We start from the raw sequence: 19,611 nt of genomic DNA on the forward strand, positions 1-19,611 counted from the left end.
ATACAAGCAAAAAAATCAGTTGAACAAATATATTATGACAACACTGCCGGGATATCTTCTTCATGGCATTCAAGTAAAATTAAAATATATGACCCCAACCTATGATCTCGATAATAATTTGTTCAAGAAATCAAAGTCTGTTAAATGATATACAGATAAATATTTCACAGACTATCGGAACTAATTATGAAATAATAGCACAAAAAAGCCCGAACGGTGAAATGGGGATAGCGAAGGCATATAATTTGTCGGGTGCCACAGCTAAATATCCTTATCTGGTTTTCGTTCATGAAGATGTACAATTTCATTCTGAAAATTGGGGTCAGAAAGTTATTAAGCACTTGGAAAATGAGGCAACTGGTCTGATTGGTGTAGTTGGCACTAAAATTAAGACTTCAGCCCCATCAGGCGCATGGTTGAATAATTCTTTACTTGACAGATTTTTTATGATTCAAAGGAATCCATCAGGAGATAACTATATTAAATATGCAAATCCATTAAACGAAGAAATTTCAGAGGTAAAGATTTTAGACGGTTTGTTTTTATGTTGCAGAAAAAATGTATGGAAAGAAAATAAATTTGATGAATTGAATTTTAATAACTTTCACGGCTACGACATCGATTTTTCACTTCAGATTCAACAGCTATATAAATTATATGTAGTATATGATATTGAACTGGAGCACTTTTCTAATGGTGGAAATTCCAAAGCCTGGATAGTGGCCATGATTAAAATCACTAAGAAGTGGAATAATGTCCTGCCAACCTACATAACTGGAATTGATGACATCTTAAGTATTGAATATAATGCAATAGATTATTACATTAAAGCACTCATTCAAAACAGATACTATTCCATCCATACAATATTAATCTATGTAAAAATGCTGTACCTTGATATATTTAATCTAAATAACCTTAAAATAATTAAATATTTCTTAAAGAATATTCATAAAAATAAGATATGAATCTATACATGTTTAATATTCATAAGTTTAAACAAATATTTTCAATTTTGATGACCTTCAAATCAGTATAGTATTGGAAGTTATTTATCTTCTTTCCGATGTCATAGATTATGATAAGTTGATTTGTGATGATGCAGGACCTGGATATTCGAGAAACATGGGGTGGAGGCCTGTATATTTGAAGGACATGGATTTGCCTATCTCTGGTAAACAGAGCATCGTTGTTGTTGACAATAGAGTACAAACAACTGACATAGAAAAGATTAACTATCTGATTGAGAACAACCCGACATCCATCTTTTTTTTAAAGATTGTAGATCCATATTATGAAAACTGCAATGGTCATTGCTACTATTCCTTTTTGGAACACGCATCTCGAAATAGAAACGCCTTTTTGCTTTCTGTATACGAACCAAAAGAAATTACCTTAGATCTAAAAGAAAAATTTAGTGATAGATTTCTTCATTTACCTTATCCCTATCTCAGCTCAAAAGAAGTAGATATCAATACCTCTAAAAAGAAGAAAATCATAATATCAGGAGCATTAAACGAAAACGTTTATCCTTACCGATATTCGATATGGAAAAAAGTAACCAGAACGTTTTTTAGATTTTTATTCAAGATTTTGAAACATCCTGGCTACTTAGATTTAAATCGAGAATATTATTTTAAACATCCTTTCGTAAAGGATAGTTATATTCAATATATATCCAAATATAAGTACATGTTATTATGTCCCAGTAGGTGTGAAATTGAACTTTTAAAATATAACGAGTGCATGTATGCTGGTGCTCTTCCTGTCGGTCTACCACCAACGAGCTATCCTACTGAAATTCAAGCACTATTTTTAAAATTAGATAGTTACTCTTTTAACCGGGATTTAATTAAGATTTTTTTTAGTAGACAAAACAGTTTAATAGTTAATCGGTTGAGGAGATTTTTGCATGAAACCCGAAATCCCAAAATCTTGAATAACAATCTTTTGAATTTTGTTAGTAAATATCATTATTTAAATCCTAAGGACGAGTGCATATGACCTCACAAACTTCCGAGCAAATTGTTCTTTAAATACTTTTAATATTATTCAGTACTATGGTACCACAACCTTATTATAACAACCTATATAAATACCTATCAGACAATCCGATACAAGAATATTAATTATTTCCATCTATAAATTTCCTAAATAGTTATCTATGAATATTTTGTTTATCCTTCCAGAGTATTATCCACATTCTGGCGGAGGTATATCCACTTATTATTTACATTACATTAAAGCATTGCGCAACTATTGCTCTTCTATACATGTAATGGTTGGAAGTGGTTATACGCAGGATGAAATAACATATACTATAGAGGATGGTATTCAAATCGAATATTTAAAACCATCAATTTTCGATTCTTATCTAAAAAAATTTACGAAACTTTCGCTTTTCCCAGAATATCAAAGAAACGTTGCCGCAGCATGGGCCATGTGGGATCAGGCAGATCAGGGGAAAAAATATGATCTTATTGAATGTACAGATTTTGGTTTAGGTTACATTCCCTGGATAATCAATCATCATAAACCTGTAGTGACAAGACTTCATGGAAGCTTTGGACAAATAGAGTTAAAGGAACCTCAGCTGAAACAATATTTAAACGGAGACTTGAACAGGCAAACGGAATTAAATTTACTGTCTCAATCTGATGTTCTCATCACCCATAGTGAAGCAAATCAACAGTTTTGGAAAGAGATGATAAATAAGGATGTGACGATGTTATATCCTGTTTTTATTCCGCCCATTATTGAGTTTAGTTACAATGAAGAAAAATTAGACTTTGCCATTGTATGCGCAAGAATTCAACAATGGAAAGGCCCGGATATACTTTGTAAAGCGATCCAGGAACTTGGGAATAATGCACCTAAAGTTAAGTGGTACGGAAAAGATACTGCATTCAGCAAAACAAGTTCTAAATCTGAAGAACTCAAAAATGAATATCCCACTGTTTGGGGTAGTAAAATAACCTGGCACTCTGCCTTGCCCAACAACCAAGTTCTCGCTGAACAAAAAAAAGCTAAATTCGCCATTGTTCCATCCACATGGGATATGTTTAATTTTACCTGTTTGGAGTATATGAGTGCGGGCATTACGGTGATCTGTTCGGATGGTGCAGGGGTTTCTGAGCTAATTGAAAATGGTGTAAACGGATTTAATTATCCTAAAAATGATTTCAGTTCACTTGCCAAAAACATCAACTATGTAAATGCACTTCCTGAACATGAGCGAGAAAACATAGCAGATTCGGCAATGGTCACTATCAGAACTTTACTGTCGCCCGAAAAAATTATTCCTCAAAATCTTGATCTTTACCATCATGGTATAAATAATTTTAAGGATAAGTCGTCTAACGATTATTTAAATGCAATTTACAAACCTTCAGATACACCATTTGATATAGGAGATTTTTTAGATGTTCAGCCATTAAGACCCTTATTGCAGTATATTTTTAAAAGAATTAAAAAAAAAATTAGCTTGTGAGCTCTATTTCACTATGTATTCCGGCATTTAATGCAGCAAAATATCTTCCTCGTTTGCTCCAATCAGCCCTTAATCAAAAAATTCCATTTGATGAAATAATAGTTTATGATGATGCAAGCACTGATAATACGGCTGAAATTGCTAAGCAATATGGCGCAACAGTGATTTACGGAAAAATCAATAAGGGCTGTGCACATGGTAAAAACACCATGGCACTGGCATCAAAATCTTCCTGGGTTCATTTTCACGATGCCGACGATGAGCTACTTCCTAATTTTACCACTGTGACAAAAAAGTGGATTGACACCCCATTGTGCCCCGACATTGTATTATTAAATTTTGAATATAAAGACGGTGTTACTCATGAAATACTCGGTTATCCAAATTATAATAGAGCTAAGCTTATTGAAAACACTGAAAAATTTGTAATCGAAAATAAGTTGGTGAATTTTGCCATACTCTGTAAAGATAAATTTAATGCCATCGGAGGCTTTAATACCGATCCTGATGTTTTGTATAACGAAGACCGGGCTTTCTATTCGAAAGCAATTGTCAATCGACTTTCTTTCGATTACGAAAGCGAGGTTACCTGTATTAACTATAGGCAAAACGAAAGCATGTCAAATTCTAATCTCTTAAAATGTTGTTGGGCACACTATCATGTTTCAGAATATCTTAAAAATTACTTCGGACAAATATACTACAGAGAGATAGCGGCCTGTTATTGGGAAAATGCTACACAATCTGCTGCTTGCAAGGATTGGACACTTGTGAGAAAAAATATTGAATCTGCCAGAAGGTTAAAAAGCTTCGCTCCTCCTAAAGAAAAAACTCTTTTCACTACAGTTTGCAAACTGAATCCTTTTGCGGCATTTTGGTTGAGAGAAAAAATGATCCGTTTATTCAAACCATATTTAAGACGTGGGTAAACCCTTAGTTTCTATAATTATTCCGCTCTATAACGCCTCACCATTTATAAGTAAATGTCTTGAATCTGCAATAAATCAAACATGGCCACAGAAAGAGATCATCGTAGTGGATGATGGTTCTACGGACGATTCATTTGAAATTGCAAAAACTTACCAAAGCAAATCGGTACAAATTCACCAACAACAAAATAAAGGTGCAAGTGCTGCCAGAAATCTTGGCCTAGCTCATGCTAGGGGCGATTATATACAATTTTTGGATGCTGATGACTTTTTGAGTGAAAATAAGATAGAATTGCAGGTAGAAGTGCTTGAAAAAAACCCAGGGTACCTGGCACTTTGTGAAACTATTCATTTTTTTAATTCCTCAGATATCTTACAATCGAATCGTGACAAAAGCTGGTATAATCAAACAACTGATCAACCATTTGACTTTTTATTAAAGCTAATTGGTGGTGAAGTTATTGGGAAAGGTTACGGAGGAATGATTCAACCTAATGCCTGGCTCGTTCCATCATCCATTATAAATAAAACAGACCCATGGAATGAAGAATTGAGTGTAGATGATGATGGAGAATATTTTTGCAGAATTTTATTGAACACAAAAGGCATTTGTTTCGTGCCAGAAACCTTTAATTATTATCGTAAATATCTTGTTTCAGGTGCAAATATAAGTTTATCGCAACAATTAACATATAAAGGATATAGCTCAATGATCAAAGCAATTGACTTAAAATATGAATATTTACAAACGAAGGTGGCTGTGGATTTATTAAATAAAATGTTCATTGCACCCTATGTACGAGTTGGTATAGCAACTTTCCCGAAATTCAATGACCTTTCGAGATATGCGATAAACAAAGCAAAACAACTCGGTGCAAAAAAAATGACTTACTCAGGAGGTCCAGTCAGTTTGAAGCTAAGCCGCTACTTTGGCTGGCGAGTAATAAGATTAATCAGCTACTGGAGATTTGGCTTTTAGACAAATATACTGTACCCCATTGTATTGAAGTGCTTAGAATCGCTAAAGATCTTTTTAGAATTTTACACCCCAATTCACTTTATTATTATAGCTATTAAACAGATAAACATGCAAAGAAATGTTTTAACCATTGCCACAGGAAAAGAAGTATATTGGAAAATGGCTATTAATTTAATACGCTCTTTTTTATGGTGGAACAATAATTACGATATTAATTTCCAAATCGTTACTGATTTAGAAAATCCGTTACCTACTGATATAAGTGGCAAAATAGAAATTATTAAAATAAACCAAAAAGAATATGGCACTGGTTTTTCGACGAAGTTACATCTAGATAAGTTTATCAAAAACGGTTCAACTTTGTTTATTGATAGCGATTGTTTAATTTTTGAACCCCTAGATTCTATTTTCAAAAGGTTTAAAGGCTTATCCGTTTCAGTGGTTGGCAATTACATAAATGGAGGTGAATGGTTTGGGAATATTTCCGAAATACTTACTCGCTTTTCCATTTCTTCAATGCCAAAATTTAATGGCGGCATTTACTATATAGAGAAGAACGAGATCAGCAATAAAGTATTCGAAACAGCCAGGGTGTTAGAGAAAGAATATGATAATATAGGTTTTACCCGTTTAAGATCTCAACCTAATGATGAAGTTATTATTTCACTGGCTATGCAGCTAAATGGTCAAACTCCATTGATAGACGACGGAACAATAATGAGTGATCCACAAGCCTGTAGAGGACCATATCATATTAATGTTCTTAAAGGCACCAGAGTCTTGATAAACCCTAAATTTCCTGATCGGCTTAATCAAGATTGGTATCCATTTAATGAGGTTCAACCGGTTATTGTACATTTTCTAGGAGAATTCACCAAAGACTTTCATTATAAAAAGGAGGTTTATCGGTTACATGCAAAATCAAAAAATAGGCCTGAATTATGGATTAATCTGGTTTGTAATTTATCCATTAAATATCCGGCAACCATTAAAAATAATTTTAAAGCTATGTTTAGGCCATTATATCATAAGCTTTGGGGTTTCAGATCAATTAAACAATCGGAAAGGATTTTATGATTACTTACGTAACACACTATTTTAACGTTTATGGATAAACTCAAGTTATGCAGAAAATCTTTTTGGAAAAGATCGCATTTCTTATATTAAGTATTACAACTCAAATTTTTATAAAAAAAGGAAAACCAATTATTTAAATTATCCTGAAAATAACAGCACGTGATATTGAGAAATAAAATAATTACTTCTGTAAATGGTTGATGTTAGCATTATAATACCAACCTACAATCGTTTATGGTGTTTACCAAGAGCTATAAGTAGTTGTTTGAATACGAAATGTAATGTAGAAATAATTGTTGTAGATGACGGAAGTACTGACGGAACGTGGGATTGGCTTTCAACTCAAACAAAAATAATAGCTCTTTACCAGCAAAATCAAGGACAAACATATGCTATAAACCGAGGAGTTAGTATTGCTTCCGGCAAGTATATAAGATTTTTGGATAGCGATGATTTTCTAACAGAAAGCACAATAGACGACCAGTTTAAAGTAGCGGAAGATAATTTCGCTGACCTTGTTTATTCAAAGGTGGATATCTATAACAACGATAATGGTCAGATATTCAAATCACCTGGAATTGAGAAATGGAACGACTTTTTAGAAATTCAATTGAGTAATAGACCTGGAAGTCACTTTTTAGGCATGCTATTTAAAACGAACCATGTTAAAAATATACCTAGAAGAGCAGATTTTGCTTTAAGGGAAGATAGAATGTTTTTACTTGAATATGGTCTTTTAGAACCAAAAACTGTTTTTTTAGATATTTGTGCTGGATATTGGGTTAAGCATAATGACCAAATGCAAGCGAATTATCAGGGATTGAAAGCTCAAGTAACAAATTGGCAACACTTAAATATTTATAAAAATATAGTTCAACACCTTCAATCTAATAACAAATTAACGCAGGGCAGAAGAAATGCGGTGAGTGAATCCCTTTGGCCATTAGCACACTGGATTGCGAAAGCTCACCTCAAAGAAGCTATTGAAATTGTTAAATGGATATATGAGCTTAATCCGGATTTTCAAATCCCTGAAACCGGGCTTTTGGGATGGTGCTACAGAAAATTAGGATTCACAACTACTGAAAAGATTTTAGTTATTAGAAGATTATTATTTGGAAATAATTTTATCAGGTATTAAAGATATATGTCTCATATAAATCTCTTCTATTCAGAACCAGATCCGGATCGATGGATAAAATTTGATCGTTATCCGAGGAGATGGATTCGCAGAATACTGAGAGGTAAGCCCAAACCTGGTGGTGTGATGATGGTAGCGCTTGAGCTTATAAAGGGACTGGAACTATTAAACATTCCCTACCGGTTCAACGACTATAAATATGCTAAACAACATCCAGAAGAATTAATTGGGGTTATCGGCAAGCCACATCTAATATTTGAAAGAAGATTCAAAAATCCAATTCTGTTTGGTGCTGGTGTTTTCTCACATCCAATCGAATGTCCTGACTTATTTCAAAAATATCCCAATGTCAAAAAAATATTGGTACCTGGTGAATGGATGAAAGAAATGTGCGAACCTTATTATGGCAATCAAGTAAAAAGCTGGGCAGTTGGTATTGACAGCAACCTTTGGGAATCTACCAACAATAAACCAAAAGAATATGATTTCCTCATTTACGATAAAGTGAGATGGAATTATGAAAGCCTAAAAGACGAACTTATTAATCCAATCTATAAAATTCTTAAAGAAAAGAATTTGTCTTATCACATTATCAAGTACGGCAATTATATACCAAGCCAACTAAGGGATATGATTGAGATGAGTAAAGCAGTAATTTTTCTTTGTGAACACGAAACGCAAGGCATTGCCTATCAGCAAATCCTTTCAACAGATACCCCAATTTTTGCATGGGATAGAGGCGGATTTTGGCAAGACCCTTACTATTACCCGGAAAAGGTTAAGTTTCAGCCCGTGAGTTCTGTACCATACTGGGATAATAGATGTGGACTGAAGTTTAGAGATATAAACCAGTTCAATGAGCTATTGCCTCAATTTCTTGACCAGCTCCAAAATCATAACTTCGAGCCCAGGCAGTATATTTTAGAAAATTTAACATTGAAGATTTGTACACAGCAATATGTCGATATCTATCAATCATTACTTTAGATGAGAATTTTAGTTATAATGGATCCTGGAATTCCAATTCCCCCACCCTTATATGGCGGGCATGAACGTTTAGTAGATATGTTTGTTAAGGAGTATATCAATAAAGGGCATGATGTAAGTTTACTGGCGGGACCAGATTCCAAATCACCTGGCAAGACATTCCATTTTGGCATTAATGACCTTAAAAGATCCAAATGGCAGAAAATAAAAGAAGTGATGTACGCGTGGAGATTCCTGATTCGCCGCAGAAACGATTTCGATCTGATCCACAATTTTGGTCGGCTTGCATATCTCCTGCCCATTATCAATACTAAACAAACAAAACTTATGACCTATGGCCGTGAAGTTTCGCAGCGTGGAATCAGATTGACCAATTTATTGCCTAATAATAAACTCACTTTTACCGGTTGCAGCGATTATTGTGTTTCCACCGGTAACATCGCAGGGAGTTGGAAAACAGTATACAATGCAATCGACTTTTCGAAATATGAATTTCAAGATCAGGTTGAGGAAAATGCTCCTTTGATGTTTCTAGGTAGAATGGATAAAATAAAAGGCTTACATCATGCAATTGATGTTGCCTTGGCTACACATAACAAACTTTGGATTGGAGGTAATATTCCGAATACACCTGACAATCTGAGATACTACGAGCAGGTGATAAAACCCAGAATAGATGGCCAGCAAATTATTTATTTAGGAGCGCTGGATGATTGTGCAAAAAATACATACTTAGGAAAATCGAAAGGACTTCTTTTCCCTATTGAATGGGACGAACCTTTTGGAATGGTAATGGTTGAAGCAATGGCCTGTGGAACACCCGTTATTGCTTTTAAAAAGGGTGCTGTTCCAGAAGTTATAAAAGAAAGTATAAACGGCTTAGTGGTAAATAATATAGTTGAAATGATTTACGCTATTAAAAAACTGCCTAGTCTTTCACGTAGGACGTGCCGGGATGATGCGTTTAAGAGATTTGATACCAAAGTAATCGCAGAAGCGTATTTAAAATTACATTCATGATTAAAAAGCTAATCCCCCAAAAGCTGATTAACTACTTAAAAATTAAACTTGGTGTGCCGAGTCAGAAATCGAGCCTTACTAAGTTAAAAAATTTAGGTTTCGAACCTAAAAACATACTTGATATCGGTGCCTATGAAGGAAATTGGGCTATAGAAATCGCAGAGATATTCCCTGAAGCACGTATTTTAATGATTGAAGGACAACGCTCAAAAGAAGATAAACTGCTTAAAATTGCAAAAAACCTTAAAAATGCAGAAGTCTTAATTGCTTTGCTTGGTGCAGAAGTTAAAATGGTGAATTTTAATATTTATGAAACAGCCAGTTCTGTATTTACAGAAAACAATGTTACCAATGCAAAGATTGAAGAAGTACAACTAAATTTATTAGATGATATTCTTGAAAATCAGTATACGAATGCGATTGATTTTATTAAAATTGACACTCAAGGGTATGAGCTTGAAATATTAAAAGGCGGACTTAAAACGTTACATAATGCTCAAGCAGTCTTGCTTGAAGTTTCACTCCTAAATATATATAATGATGCTCCATTGGTTGATCAGGTTATGGCTTTTATGAGCGAGAACGGGTACGCGCTTTATGATATTTGCACTTTAATGCCCAGACCATACGATAAAGCGCTTTTCCAATCTGACTTTTTGTTTCTCAAAAAGGATCATTTATTAAGATCTTCTAGCAGATGGGATTGAATTCATCCAAGATAGTTTTAATTACTTCCGGCCAGCCTGCACTAAACCCAAGGTTGGTTAAAGAAGCCGATTTGTTAGCCGAAGCAGGTTACGAAGTAATCGTGATCTATCAGCACTGGAATGACTGGGCAACAGAAGTGGAAAAAACTTTGCTTCCTCAAAAGCAATGGGAAGCTATTCAAGTTGGTGGTTCTCCAAAAAACCAGGCCATCTTATATTGGTACACCAGGATAAGATTTAAAATAGCACGCCTGTTGTATAAATATTTTAAATTATTACCAGATGAAGCAATTGCACGGAGTACAACCTTGCTGCTTAGCCATGCAAAAAAACATGTAGCAGATCTTTACATTGCCCATAACCTTGGAGCATTATCTGCTGCAGTAAAAGCAGCACAAGCCCATCATGCAAAATGTGGCTTCGATGCTGAAGATTTTCACAGGTATGAGAATGCGGATAATCAAAATCATCCTATTGTAAAGCTAAATACACTCATCGAAAATACATACATTCCACAAATTGATTATTTAACCGCATCAAGCCCGCTTACCTCGGCCGCTTACTCACAAATATTCAACAGGGGATGTCCCGTAATATTAAACGTCCTCCCAAAAACTAAAAACAAACAGTTTTTTAGCAATAACGCAATACTGAGAATCTTTTGGTTTTCACAAACTATAGGAGATAATAGAGGTATAGAAACAATAATTGAAGCCCTTAACATCTCTGATAATAAGTTTGAACTACACTTACTTGGCAGCGTGGATCTGCAATATGCCGAAACACTAAAGAATCAACTTGCAATAAATAAGAGTCAAATTCATTTTCATTCTCCAATAACACCCGAAAAGCTACCAGCTTTTGCAAGCCAATTTGACATTGGAATAGCCTCAGAAACAGGGTTTTCAAAAAACAATAAATATGCACTAAGCAATAAAATTTTTACTTATATCCAAACTGGTTTAGTAACCATAGCAAGTGATACGCCAGCTCAAAAAGAATTATTAACAAAATACCCGAATATTGGCTCACTCTACAGAATTGGCAATGCCAGTCAGTTGGCAGCAGTATTAGATCAATATCAGAATGATCGCAACCTGCTATTGGTTCAAAAAACAGCTGCATTTGATTTGGGACAATCAGCGCTTAACTGGGAGGTAGAGGGCAAAAAACTGTTAGCATTGATTAGAAGTACATTCGAAGTTTGAAAAAGATCCTCATCATTTCCCCCTATTTTCCTCCAGTAAATTCGGCAGATATGCAACGCATCAGAATGAGCCTGCCCTATTTTTCCTCCCATGGATGGGAACCTGCGGTGGTAGTGGTAGATCCGGAATATACCGACCTGCCGACTGATACCCTTTTGAATGAAAATATTCCTGCCAGCTTAACCATCCACCAGGTAAAGGCATTACAAAAAAAATGGACGAGTAAGATGGGTTTAGGCAGTATTGCTTTACGTGCTTTATGGTTCTATAAGAGAAAGGTGAATCAATTGCTCAAAAGTGAAAAATTTGACCTCATTTATTTTAGCACTACACAATTCCCCGTATTAATTCTGGGCCCGTACTGGAAAAAAAAATTCGGGGTTCCGTATATAATCGATATGCAGGATCCCTGGCGTTCTGAATACTACCAGGACAAACCGAAGAGCGAACGCCCGAAAAAGCACTGGTTTTCATATCGATTGAACAAGTTTTTAGAGCCCATTGCCATGCAAAAAGTTGATGGGTTGATCAGTGTTTCAAAAGGCTATTTAGATACACTGACCGAACGGTATCCCCAATTAAATGATTTACCAAAACGCATAATCACATTTGCCGCATTTCCTCCAGATTTCGAGACGGTAAGGAAACACCGCGCAGAATTCAACCTACCCTATCTAAAAACCGCATCGAATTATAATTTTGTATATGTCGGCCGCGGCGGCCACGATCTTAAACAGGCAGCGGAAATTTTATTTTCGGCATTTCAAACCGGGCTTAAAGCACATCCCGGGTTATTTAAACATGCCCGCTTTCACTTTATCGGCACCAGTTACGCCCCCAAAGGAGAAGGAGTTGCCACTATTCAACCCATTGCCCGACAAATGAATATCTCAACATATGTAAATGAACAAACCGATCGTTTACCTTTTTATCAAAGCCTGTTCACACTCGATAATGCTGATCATTTACTGATACTGGGATCTGAAGATAAAAGCTATACCGCGTCTAAAATCTTTCCTTATATTTTATCTGACAAACCCATACTGGCCTTTTTTCACTCTGAAAGCAGTGCCGCACAAATTATTAGTGAATGCCAGGCGGGCACGGTGATTCCATTGGAAGAAGATGCTATCCATTTACAGAAGATAGTGTATGAATATTTGCATCGGGCACTGCTAGGCAGACAAAAACCTGCGAAAACCGATTGGAAAGCCTTTGAAAATTATGAAGCGTTTAACATGTGCCGTAAGCAGTGTGAAGTTTTTAATGAAGTAATAGCAAATGCGGAAAGAAAAAATGGTTAAAAAATCTATACATCGTTTGTTGCGCTTCATTTTAAGGAGGAAGCTATTTAAAGGCCAATTCAGAATTTTCCTGTCACTGTTCAAACGTCATATCCTTCATGGAATAATCACCATTACCCGGCCATTGTCTGGAAATTTTCGCTTAAATGTAAATACCGGTAACTTTATTGATGCAGCTATATATTTTACTGGTGATTACGAACCCTATTTAAAAAAACAATATCAAAAACTGATCAACCCTGGAGACTATGTCATGGATATTGGTGCCAATATTGGCTTCCACACGATGTATTTTGCTGAACTTTGCGGACCTGATGGAATGGTATTTGCCTTTGAACCCATCCAATTCAACTACGATGCTTTATTGGATAATTTATCATTAAATAGCTTCACTCAAATACGCACTGTTAATGCTGCCTTAGGAAATGAAAACAGGGAAATGGATATACATATCGATCCATCAGCGAAAAATCCAGGAGCATATAACCTCCTTAGCGAAGGAGAAAAAAACACCTTTATAACCTGCCTGAAGGGTGATGATTATCTTTCGAGTATAGCACTTAAAAACATCAATTTTATAAAAATTGATGTTGAAGGTTATGAATATGAAGTATTGAAAGGTTTGAAACAAACGATACTACGTTTTCGCCCCACTATAATTTTTGAATATGACCGGAATTACCAGCTCAAGATGAACGCAGATGCCAGGGTTATTTTTGATTTCTTAAAAGAGCTAAAATATAATTTTTACTGTGTTGATGGTTATGGTGTACGAAAGCCTTTTACATATAATGAGCATGTACAGGGTGCTGAAATCATAGCACTTGCAAATTAACATGAAAAAACTCGCCATCATTGTTACCCATCCCATCCAGTATTACGTACCTGTTTATCAGCAACTTGCTAAAGCCTGCCATTTGAAAGTTTTCTATACCTGGGGAGAGCAGGGTGCCACATCAAAATATGATCCTGGTTTTAAAAAACATGTTCAATGGGATATTCCACTACTGGATGGTTATGATTTTGAGTTTTTAAAAAATACATCCAAAAATCCCGGATCACACCATTATAAAGGCATCATTAATCCTCAATTAATTGGAAGCATCAAAGCCTTTCAGCCAGATGCAATACTCATTTACGGCTGGGCTTATCAAAGTCATCTTGCGGTGTTGCGCTACTTTAAAGGAAAAATTCCACTATGGTTCCGTGGTGATTCTACCCTGCTGGATAAAGGTACCGGCCTTAAACAGTTGTTGCGGAATTTATTTTTAAAATGGGTTTACCGTCATGTAGACCGGGCGTTTTTTGTCGGCAGTGCAAACCAGGCATATTTTTTAAGATTTGGCCTGCAAAACAGGCAACTCATTCTTGCACCGCATGCAATAGACAATAGCCGTTTTGCGGCAGACAGATCAGATGAGGCCCTTTTGCTCAGGAAAAAACTGGGTATTGATCAGGACGCATTAGTCATTCTATTTGCCGGGAAGCTGGAGAAAAAGAAAAATCCTGAATTATTATTGCATGCTTTTATCGATATGAATATAGATAACGTTCATCTGCTCTTTGTCGGGAATGGCGAACTGGAAGCTGTTTTAAAGCAAAGCATTGAAGGACTGGAAACGGATAACACTGATACAATCAACTCACCCTTACACACGAAGATTCATTTTATAGATTTCCAGAATCAGACGGATATGCCTGTAGTTTACCAGGCATGTGATCTATTCTGCCTACCTTCACAGGGTCCTGGTGAAACCTGGGGGCTGGCTGTTAATGAAGCCATGGCTGCAGGCAAAGCGATTTTGGTTTCTGATCGGGTAGGTAGTGCAAAAGATTTAATTTCAGAAGGAATAAATGGCAACATATTTATTTCAGGTGATTTAACCGACCTGAAAAATAAACTATTGATCTTAACTGCAGACCGTGAACAGCTATCGGCCATGGGGCAGGTAAGTAAAGAGATGATTCAAAACTGGACATTCAAACATCAGGTTAACGCATTGATTAAAACATTACATGAAGGGCACTAAGCACGTTTACTATATCCTATTGTATATACCGTACTTGCTCAGCGTGGCTGTACGATCTTTACCCCATAGTTCTTATTTAATTGCCTGGTTTGGCTCATTCTTTATCTTTTGGGTGTGTTTCAAAGGGATCATTAAAAAACTCCCAAATGATCTGCCCCTCTTTGAACAATTATTAAGACCTGTCTTTTTTCTGCATGTCATCTTTGCAGGCTATATGGCCTGTACTTCTATTTTTTATTATGTGAATGCTTTAGGTTATGAATATTTCAGTTATGTGGGAAACAGGGATTTTTTATCAGGAGATATTTATAAGTCCATTGCGCTTTGTCAGCGTTATTATGTTTTAGGGCATGCTGCACTCGCGCATGGGATTATTGCCGGGATGAATGATCCGCAGGAAAAAAAGTACCGGGTTTATGCACCATCCATGAGTAACTTATTATTGGGTATTTCAGTGGCATGTTTGCCGTTAGGCTATGTATTCTCTAAAATTGGCAGCTTAAACCAGTTTAGTGTGCAGTTAAGCGGCCTCAGTTTTGTGGCAGGCAGCATTGCACTGGCCTTTGCCATCCGGGAAAATAAAAGCGTTAATCTTTGGGCATCAGCAGGACTCTTTGTTTTAAATATGATGTCGGCCTTAAGTTCCGGATTTAAAGAACCCATCATCATTTGTGTATTACTGCTGGGTGTTTTTCTCCTGCCCGTTTACGGGAAAAAAGTATTACCCGTACTGATTCCAGTACTAGTTTTATTATTTTTTGTGCTCCCCACCTTTATCGGAAACTTTAGAAAAATATCTTCACAAGGGACGGACGCCATCACCGCTAGGAACAAAAGTTTCGACAGCATTTTCAACAATGATCACCTGAGCAATGATTTACAGGAAGATAACTGGGCATTTTTAACCGGTCGTTTATCCGAAATCAGTATGTTTATTACCTATACACAATCTACCCCATATTATATCCCCTACTACAAAACCAATCTGCTTAAAAGTGCCTTGCAAACTATCGTTCCACGTGTATTATGGCCTGGAAAGCCAAATGTTGAAGAATTGGTTATGAATCGGGTTTATGCTGCGAGAGTGGTTGACAGGGAAAGTATTGTATCGGCCAAGCCTGCATTTATTGTAGACTGTTACCTCTCTTATGGTGGAATAGGCATCTGGATAGGCCTGTTTTTATATGGATATGTCGCCCAGAACCTTTCAGCACTTGCAGAAAGGATGTTCGGCGGTTATTTTATGGGAACGGCCGTGATGTTTGCAGGTTTGTTTCAAATTCTGTGGCGGGGAAACAGTTTTGAATTTGTTGCAAATGCTGTTTTCTGGAGTTTGATCACCATGCTGATCTTTCAAAAGGTATTTAAAGCCAGGGGAATCTTATATCAAGCCAGTTGAAAGTTATTCACGTTACCGCTTCCTATAAACCTGCATACATTTATGGTGGCCCTATTCAGAGTGTGGGCAAACTTTGTGAAGCCCTTGCTGCCGATCATAAGCACCCGATCCATCTTGAAGTTTTCACCACCACCGCCAATGGCGCTGCTGAACTTGCGGTAGAGACGCAGCAACCGCAGGTGGTTGATGGGGTTCAGGTAACCTATTTTAAAAGATGGACAAAAGACCACAGTCATTTTTCGCCAGGCTTACTATTAAGATTAAGAAAAGTACTTAAACAGGCTCAGCAGAACGATGAACAACTCATTATTCATATCCATGCATGGTGGAACCTGGTTTCTGTATTGGGTTGTCTGATTGCCAAATGGTATAATTTCCAGGTAGTACTTTCCCCAAGAGGCATGCTTACCCGTTATAGTCAACATAACCGACACTCCTTTGCGAAGCGTTTCATTCATTCCATTATGGGCAGGCACCTGTTAAGCTACTGCCATATTCATGCAACCAGTTTGCAGGAAAAGGCAGATATTCTGCAAATAATTCGTCATAAATCCATTACCGTCATCCCCAATCTGATCAATTTGGCACCAGCAACACATCAGCCGCAGCCGATTTCAACCGGATCCACGTTGAATCTGATTTTCCTTTCCAGAATCGAAGAAAAGAAAGGACTGGATTTATTATTCGATGCGCTTGCAAGGCTTAATTTTTCGTGGCATTTAACTATAGTGGGATCCGGATCAGCAAATTATGTGAAAAATTTAAAAGATCGGGCCAATGACTTGAAGATTGACGATCAGATTAAATGGTACGGACAAGTGAGTGATCAGGATAAGTTTGAATTGATGTCCGCACATGATGTACTGGTTTTAACCTCTTACAATGAAAACTTTGCTAATGTTGTGCTCGAGAGCCTTAGTGTTGGCACCGCCGTTTTAATTTCTGATCAGGTTGGATTGGCAGACTATGTCGAGGATAAAGATTTAGGATGGATTTGCCGTTTAACAGTAAACGATATCGTAAATAAACTCATTTCTTCAAATGATCAAAATAAAAGAGAAAGGATCAGACTGACAGCACCAGATCTGGTGAGACAGGATTTTAATGCAGCATTACTGGCAAGAAGATATTTGGAAATGTATAAGGAAGCGATGCGTTGTGAAGTTGATCAGACGGGTATAGTTGGGGATTATAATAATGAATAAGAATTATAGTTTTATTATACTCACCTTCAACGAAGAAATGCACTTGCCCAGGCTTTTGGAATCTATCAAAGGTCTCCATGCAGCAACCTATATTTTAGACAGTGGAAGTATTGATGCCACCATCGGGATTGCAGAAAAATATGGTGCTATAGTTAAACTGCATTTCTTTGAAAACCACCCTAAACAGTGGGATTTTGCTTTAAAAAACTTTGATATTCAAACGCCCTGGACTATTGGCTTGGATGCAGATCAAATCGTAACACCTGAACTTTATCACCTGCTTGATCAATTTAAAGCGGAAGAATATACCGGCGTTAACGGAATTTACTTTAACCGTAAAAATTATTTTCAGGGAAACTGGATTCGATTTGGAGGCTACTATCCGATTTACCTCCTAAAAATGTTTCGAACGGGAATTGGATATTCAGACCTAAATGAAAACATGGATCACCGCTTTATTACCTGCGGAAAAACAATGATCTGGAAAAAGGGTCACCTGGTAGAAGAAAATCTGAAAGAAAACGATATTGATTTCTGGTTTAAAAAACATGAGCGATATAGTGATCTTATTGCGCTTGAAGAAGTGGAAAGAATGCAAAACAAAAGAACACAAACCTTAAAGCCAAATTTATTGGGGAATCCTGATGAGCAAAAGGCATGGCTCAGGCGCCTGTGGTGGAAACTACCCCTGGGCTTCAGGCCCTATTTATATTATGGCTTCCGGATGTTTTTTCAATTCGGTTTATTCGATAATAAAACGGCCAGACGCTTCCATTACCTTCAAGGACTCTGGTTTAGAAAGTTAGTGGATAAAAAAATCAATATTCTACTCCAAAAAAAAAATCTTTCACAATAGTATCATATTCTCACCTAGTTATAGCTCAAGATGCAAAGCCAAAAAATTACAACAGATAAAAAAGCGGCTAATAAAAAAGCCATCCAGTTTATTATTACCTTATTTGTACTGTATATTTTTTTCAGTCAGGGTAACCTGTTCATGTTTAGCGTGATGACACCTACCGGGCGTTATTACAATCCATACATTGCTGAACATTTTGATTATATTCAGGGTCTGAAAACTGCATTGATTAATCCAGCCGTATGGATAATCAAGTTATTTGGCTTTTATGCCATTCATAATGAAATGGATGTTTTAATCATTAACGGTCCGTATTTAAGAATAAACTATTCTTGCCTGGGTTTAGGAGTAATGAGTTTTCTGACTGCTTTTGTACTCGCCTATCCGGCATCTTGGAAAGCTACCTTTAAAATGCTTTTTTTAGGTATAATAACCATTTATATACTGAATATCTTGAGAATTGCAGGACTAGGGCTATTATTTGGTTTATTTCAAAGCCAGCGCAATTATTTTGAGTATCACCATGAAATCTTCAATGTTATCGTTTATATCATCATATTTGTGATGCTTTACATCTGGATCAAAAAGAACACTACAAAAGTTAGGCTTTAGGAAAAATTATCATTAACCATAAAAAATTGCTAAAAACACAGTTACAGAAAGATTTTGATACCGGTCATTTTCAGATTGGTGCTTCAGTTTTGAAGCAATTGCTATGGTATTTTACGGATGTGTTTTTCTTTAGAAGTAAGCTTATTCCATTCAGCACTGTGCTCGTTTTTTTATTAAGGGCATTTGGTGCAAAAATTGGCAGGGAGGTCCGCATTAAACCAGGCATACAAATCAAATATCCCTGGAAACTGGAAATTGGTGATTATTCCTGGCTGGCAGATTGTTATATAGAAAACCTGGATTGGGTAAAGATTGGTAACCATTGTTGCATTTCACAGCAGGCCATGCTCATGACCGGTAACCATAATTATAAAAAAACAACTTTTGATTTAATGATATCGCCCATCATATTAGAAGATGGGGTATGGATTGGTGCAAGGGCGACAGTATGTCCGGGTTTGAAATTACATAGCCATTCCATATTAAGTATGGCTGGTGTGGCTGTAAGCAATCTTGACGCTTATGGCATTTATCAGGGAAATCCTGCTGTAAAAATAAGAGACCGGATAATTCTTTAAATATGAATTATTTATTAAATTTCTTAAGCCACTTTGTGGCTTTTTTTGTTGGTGATCATCTTTCAGGTGTTTTAATTCATCCGGTA

At 36.3% G+C, this 19,611-nt stretch carries 19 protein-coding genes; all 19 read left to right on the plus strand.

The annotated features are described in order from the left end of the window. The first annotated feature begins 101 nt into the window (after positions 1-101). Positions 102-968, plus strand: coding sequence for a glycosyltransferase (locus CBW18_RS04630; protein ID WP_088300116.1), 867 nt, complete (start codon positions 102-104; stop codon positions 966-968). A gap of 73 nt (positions 969-1,041) precedes the next feature. Next, a complete protein-coding gene (locus tag CBW18_RS04635; protein WP_088300117.1) occupies positions 1,042-2,004 on the plus strand; it encodes a hypothetical protein in 963 nt (320 codons plus the stop codon). A gap of 160 nt (positions 2,005-2,164) precedes the next feature. Next, entirely contained in the window at positions 2,165-3,490 is a 1,326-nt protein-coding gene (locus CBW18_RS04640) for a glycosyltransferase family 4 protein (protein ID WP_088300118.1), read from the plus strand. After that, complete coding sequence (locus CBW18_RS04645; RefSeq protein WP_088300119.1) at positions 3,487-4,419, plus strand: glycosyltransferase family 2 protein; 933 nt, start codon at positions 3,487-3,489, stop codon at positions 4,417-4,419. The genes CBW18_RS04640 and CBW18_RS04645 overlap by 4 nt, the downstream gene beginning before the upstream one ends. Continuing rightward, on the plus strand, positions 4,412-5,398 hold the full coding sequence (locus CBW18_RS04650; RefSeq protein ID WP_088300120.1) for a glycosyltransferase family A protein: 987 nt from the start codon (positions 4,412-4,414) through the stop codon (positions 5,396-5,398). The genes CBW18_RS04645 and CBW18_RS04650 overlap by 8 nt, the downstream gene beginning before the upstream one ends. 108 nt (positions 5,399-5,506) lie before the next feature. Beyond that, a complete protein-coding gene (locus CBW18_RS04655; RefSeq protein ID WP_088300122.1) occupies positions 5,507-6,475 on the plus strand; it encodes a hypothetical protein in 969 nt (322 codons plus the stop codon). A 193-nt stretch (positions 6,476-6,668) separates the two neighbouring features. Further along, positions 6,669-7,616, plus strand: a complete 948-nt coding sequence (locus tag CBW18_RS04660) for a glycosyltransferase family 2 protein (RefSeq protein ID WP_088300124.1) — start codon at positions 6,669-6,671, stop codon at positions 7,614-7,616. A gap of 6 nt (positions 7,617-7,622) precedes the next feature. After that, positions 7,623-8,603, plus strand: coding sequence for a glycosyltransferase (locus CBW18_RS04665; protein WP_088300125.1), 981 nt, complete (start codon positions 7,623-7,625; stop codon positions 8,601-8,603). Continuing rightward, on the plus strand, positions 8,604-9,623 hold the full coding sequence (locus CBW18_RS04670) for a glycosyltransferase (RefSeq protein ID WP_088300126.1): 1,020 nt from the start codon (positions 8,604-8,606) through the stop codon (positions 9,621-9,623). Further along, positions 9,620-10,330, plus strand: coding sequence for an FkbM family methyltransferase (locus CBW18_RS04675; protein WP_088300127.1), 711 nt, complete (start codon positions 9,620-9,622; stop codon positions 10,328-10,330). The genes CBW18_RS04670 and CBW18_RS04675 overlap by 4 nt, the downstream gene beginning before the upstream one ends. A gap of 137 nt (positions 10,331-10,467) precedes the next feature. Continuing rightward, positions 10,468-11,538 carry a glycosyltransferase gene (locus CBW18_RS04680; protein ID WP_140418628.1) on the plus strand — a complete coding sequence of 357 codons (1,071 nt, stop codon included), beginning with the start codon at positions 10,468-10,470 and terminating at the stop codon, positions 11,536-11,538. Between the two features lie 50 nt (positions 11,539-11,588). Beyond that, the gene (locus tag CBW18_RS04685; RefSeq protein WP_253248966.1) at positions 11,589-12,842 is read left to right on the plus strand and encodes a glycosyltransferase; all 1,254 of its coding nucleotides are present in this window, start codon (positions 11,589-11,591) and stop codon (positions 12,840-12,842) included. Further along, positions 12,820-13,677 carry an FkbM family methyltransferase gene (locus tag CBW18_RS04690; protein ID WP_088300132.1) on the plus strand — a complete coding sequence of 286 codons (858 nt, stop codon included), beginning with the start codon at positions 12,820-12,822 and terminating at the stop codon, positions 13,675-13,677. The genes CBW18_RS04685 and CBW18_RS04690 overlap by 23 nt, the downstream gene beginning before the upstream one ends. A 1-nt stretch (position 13,678) precedes the next feature. Continuing rightward, positions 13,679-14,872 carry a glycosyltransferase family 4 protein gene (locus CBW18_RS04695; protein WP_088300134.1) on the plus strand — a complete coding sequence of 398 codons (1,194 nt, stop codon included), beginning with the start codon at positions 13,679-13,681 and terminating at the stop codon, positions 14,870-14,872. Further along, a complete protein-coding gene (locus CBW18_RS04700) occupies positions 14,859-16,271 on the plus strand; it encodes an exosortase Y-associated Wzy-like protein (RefSeq protein ID WP_140418629.1) in 1,413 nt (470 codons plus the stop codon). Before CBW18_RS04695 ends, CBW18_RS04700 begins: the two co-directional genes overlap by 14 nt. After that, positions 16,268-17,476, plus strand: a complete 1,209-nt coding sequence (locus CBW18_RS04705; RefSeq protein WP_088300136.1) for an XrtY-associated glycosyltransferase XYAG1 — start codon at positions 16,268-16,270, stop codon at positions 17,474-17,476. Before CBW18_RS04700 ends, CBW18_RS04705 begins: the two co-directional genes overlap by 4 nt. Continuing rightward, positions 17,469-18,332 (plus strand): glycosyltransferase family 2 protein, encoded by an 864-nt coding sequence (locus tag CBW18_RS04710; protein WP_088300137.1) that lies wholly within the window; start codon positions 17,469-17,471, stop codon positions 18,330-18,332. The genes CBW18_RS04705 and CBW18_RS04710 overlap by 8 nt, the downstream gene beginning before the upstream one ends. A gap of 30 nt (positions 18,333-18,362) precedes the next feature. Further along, positions 18,363-18,947 carry an exosortase Y gene (gene xrtY / locus CBW18_RS04715; RefSeq protein WP_088300139.1) on the plus strand — a complete coding sequence of 195 codons (585 nt, stop codon included), beginning with the start codon at positions 18,363-18,365 and terminating at the stop codon, positions 18,945-18,947. 26 nt (positions 18,948-18,973) lie between these two features. Next, positions 18,974-19,525, plus strand: coding sequence for a WcaF family extracellular polysaccharide biosynthesis acetyltransferase (locus CBW18_RS04720; protein ID WP_088300141.1), 552 nt, complete (start codon positions 18,974-18,976; stop codon positions 19,523-19,525). The last annotated feature ends 86 nt before the right edge of the window (positions 19,526-19,611 follow it).

Source organism: Pedobacter sp. AJM, assembly GCF_002197755.1.
Taxonomy (GTDB): Bacteria; Bacteroidota; Bacteroidia; order Sphingobacteriales; family Sphingobacteriaceae; genus Pedobacter.

Bases quoted from the DNA above. Each gene is read 5' to 3' on its own strand.
- CBW18_RS04630 (WP_088300116.1), top strand. From the start codon at position 102: ATGATCTCGATAATAATTTGTTCAAGAAATCAAAGTCTGTTAAATGAT.
- CBW18_RS04640 (WP_088300118.1), top strand. From the start codon at position 2,165: ATGAATATTTTGTTTATCCTTCCAGAGTATTATCCACATTCTGGCGGA.
- CBW18_RS04655 (WP_088300122.1), top strand. From the start codon at position 5,507: ATGCAAAGAAATGTTTTAACCATTGCCACAGGAAAAGAAGTATATTGG.
- CBW18_RS04660 (WP_088300124.1), top strand. From the start codon at position 6,669: ATGGTTGATGTTAGCATTATAATACCAACCTACAATCGTTTATGGTGT.
- CBW18_RS04665 (WP_088300125.1), top strand. From the start codon at position 7,623: ATGTCTCATATAAATCTCTTCTATTCAGAACCAGATCCGGATCGATGG.
- CBW18_RS04670 (WP_088300126.1), top strand. From the start codon at position 8,604: ATGAGAATTTTAGTTATAATGGATCCTGGAATTCCAATTCCCCCACCC.
- CBW18_RS04675 (WP_088300127.1), top strand. From the start codon at position 9,620: ATGATTAAAAAGCTAATCCCCCAAAAGCTGATTAACTACTTAAAAATT.
- CBW18_RS04685 (WP_253248966.1), top strand. From the start codon at position 11,589: ATGCAACGCATCAGAATGAGCCTGCCCTATTTTTCCTCCCATGGATGG.
- CBW18_RS04690 (WP_088300132.1), top strand. From the start codon at position 12,820: ATGCGGAAAGAAAAAATGGTTAAAAAATCTATACATCGTTTGTTGCGC.
- CBW18_RS04695 (WP_088300134.1), top strand. From the start codon at position 13,679: ATGAAAAAACTCGCCATCATTGTTACCCATCCCATCCAGTATTACGTA.
- CBW18_RS04700 (WP_140418629.1), top strand. From the start codon at position 14,859: ATGAAGGGCACTAAGCACGTTTACTATATCCTATTGTATATACCGTAC.
- CBW18_RS04710 (WP_088300137.1), top strand. From the start codon at position 17,469: ATGAATAAGAATTATAGTTTTATTATACTCACCTTCAACGAAGAAATG.
- xrtY (WP_088300139.1), top strand. From the start codon at position 18,363: ATGCAAAGCCAAAAAATTACAACAGATAAAAAAGCGGCTAATAAAAAA.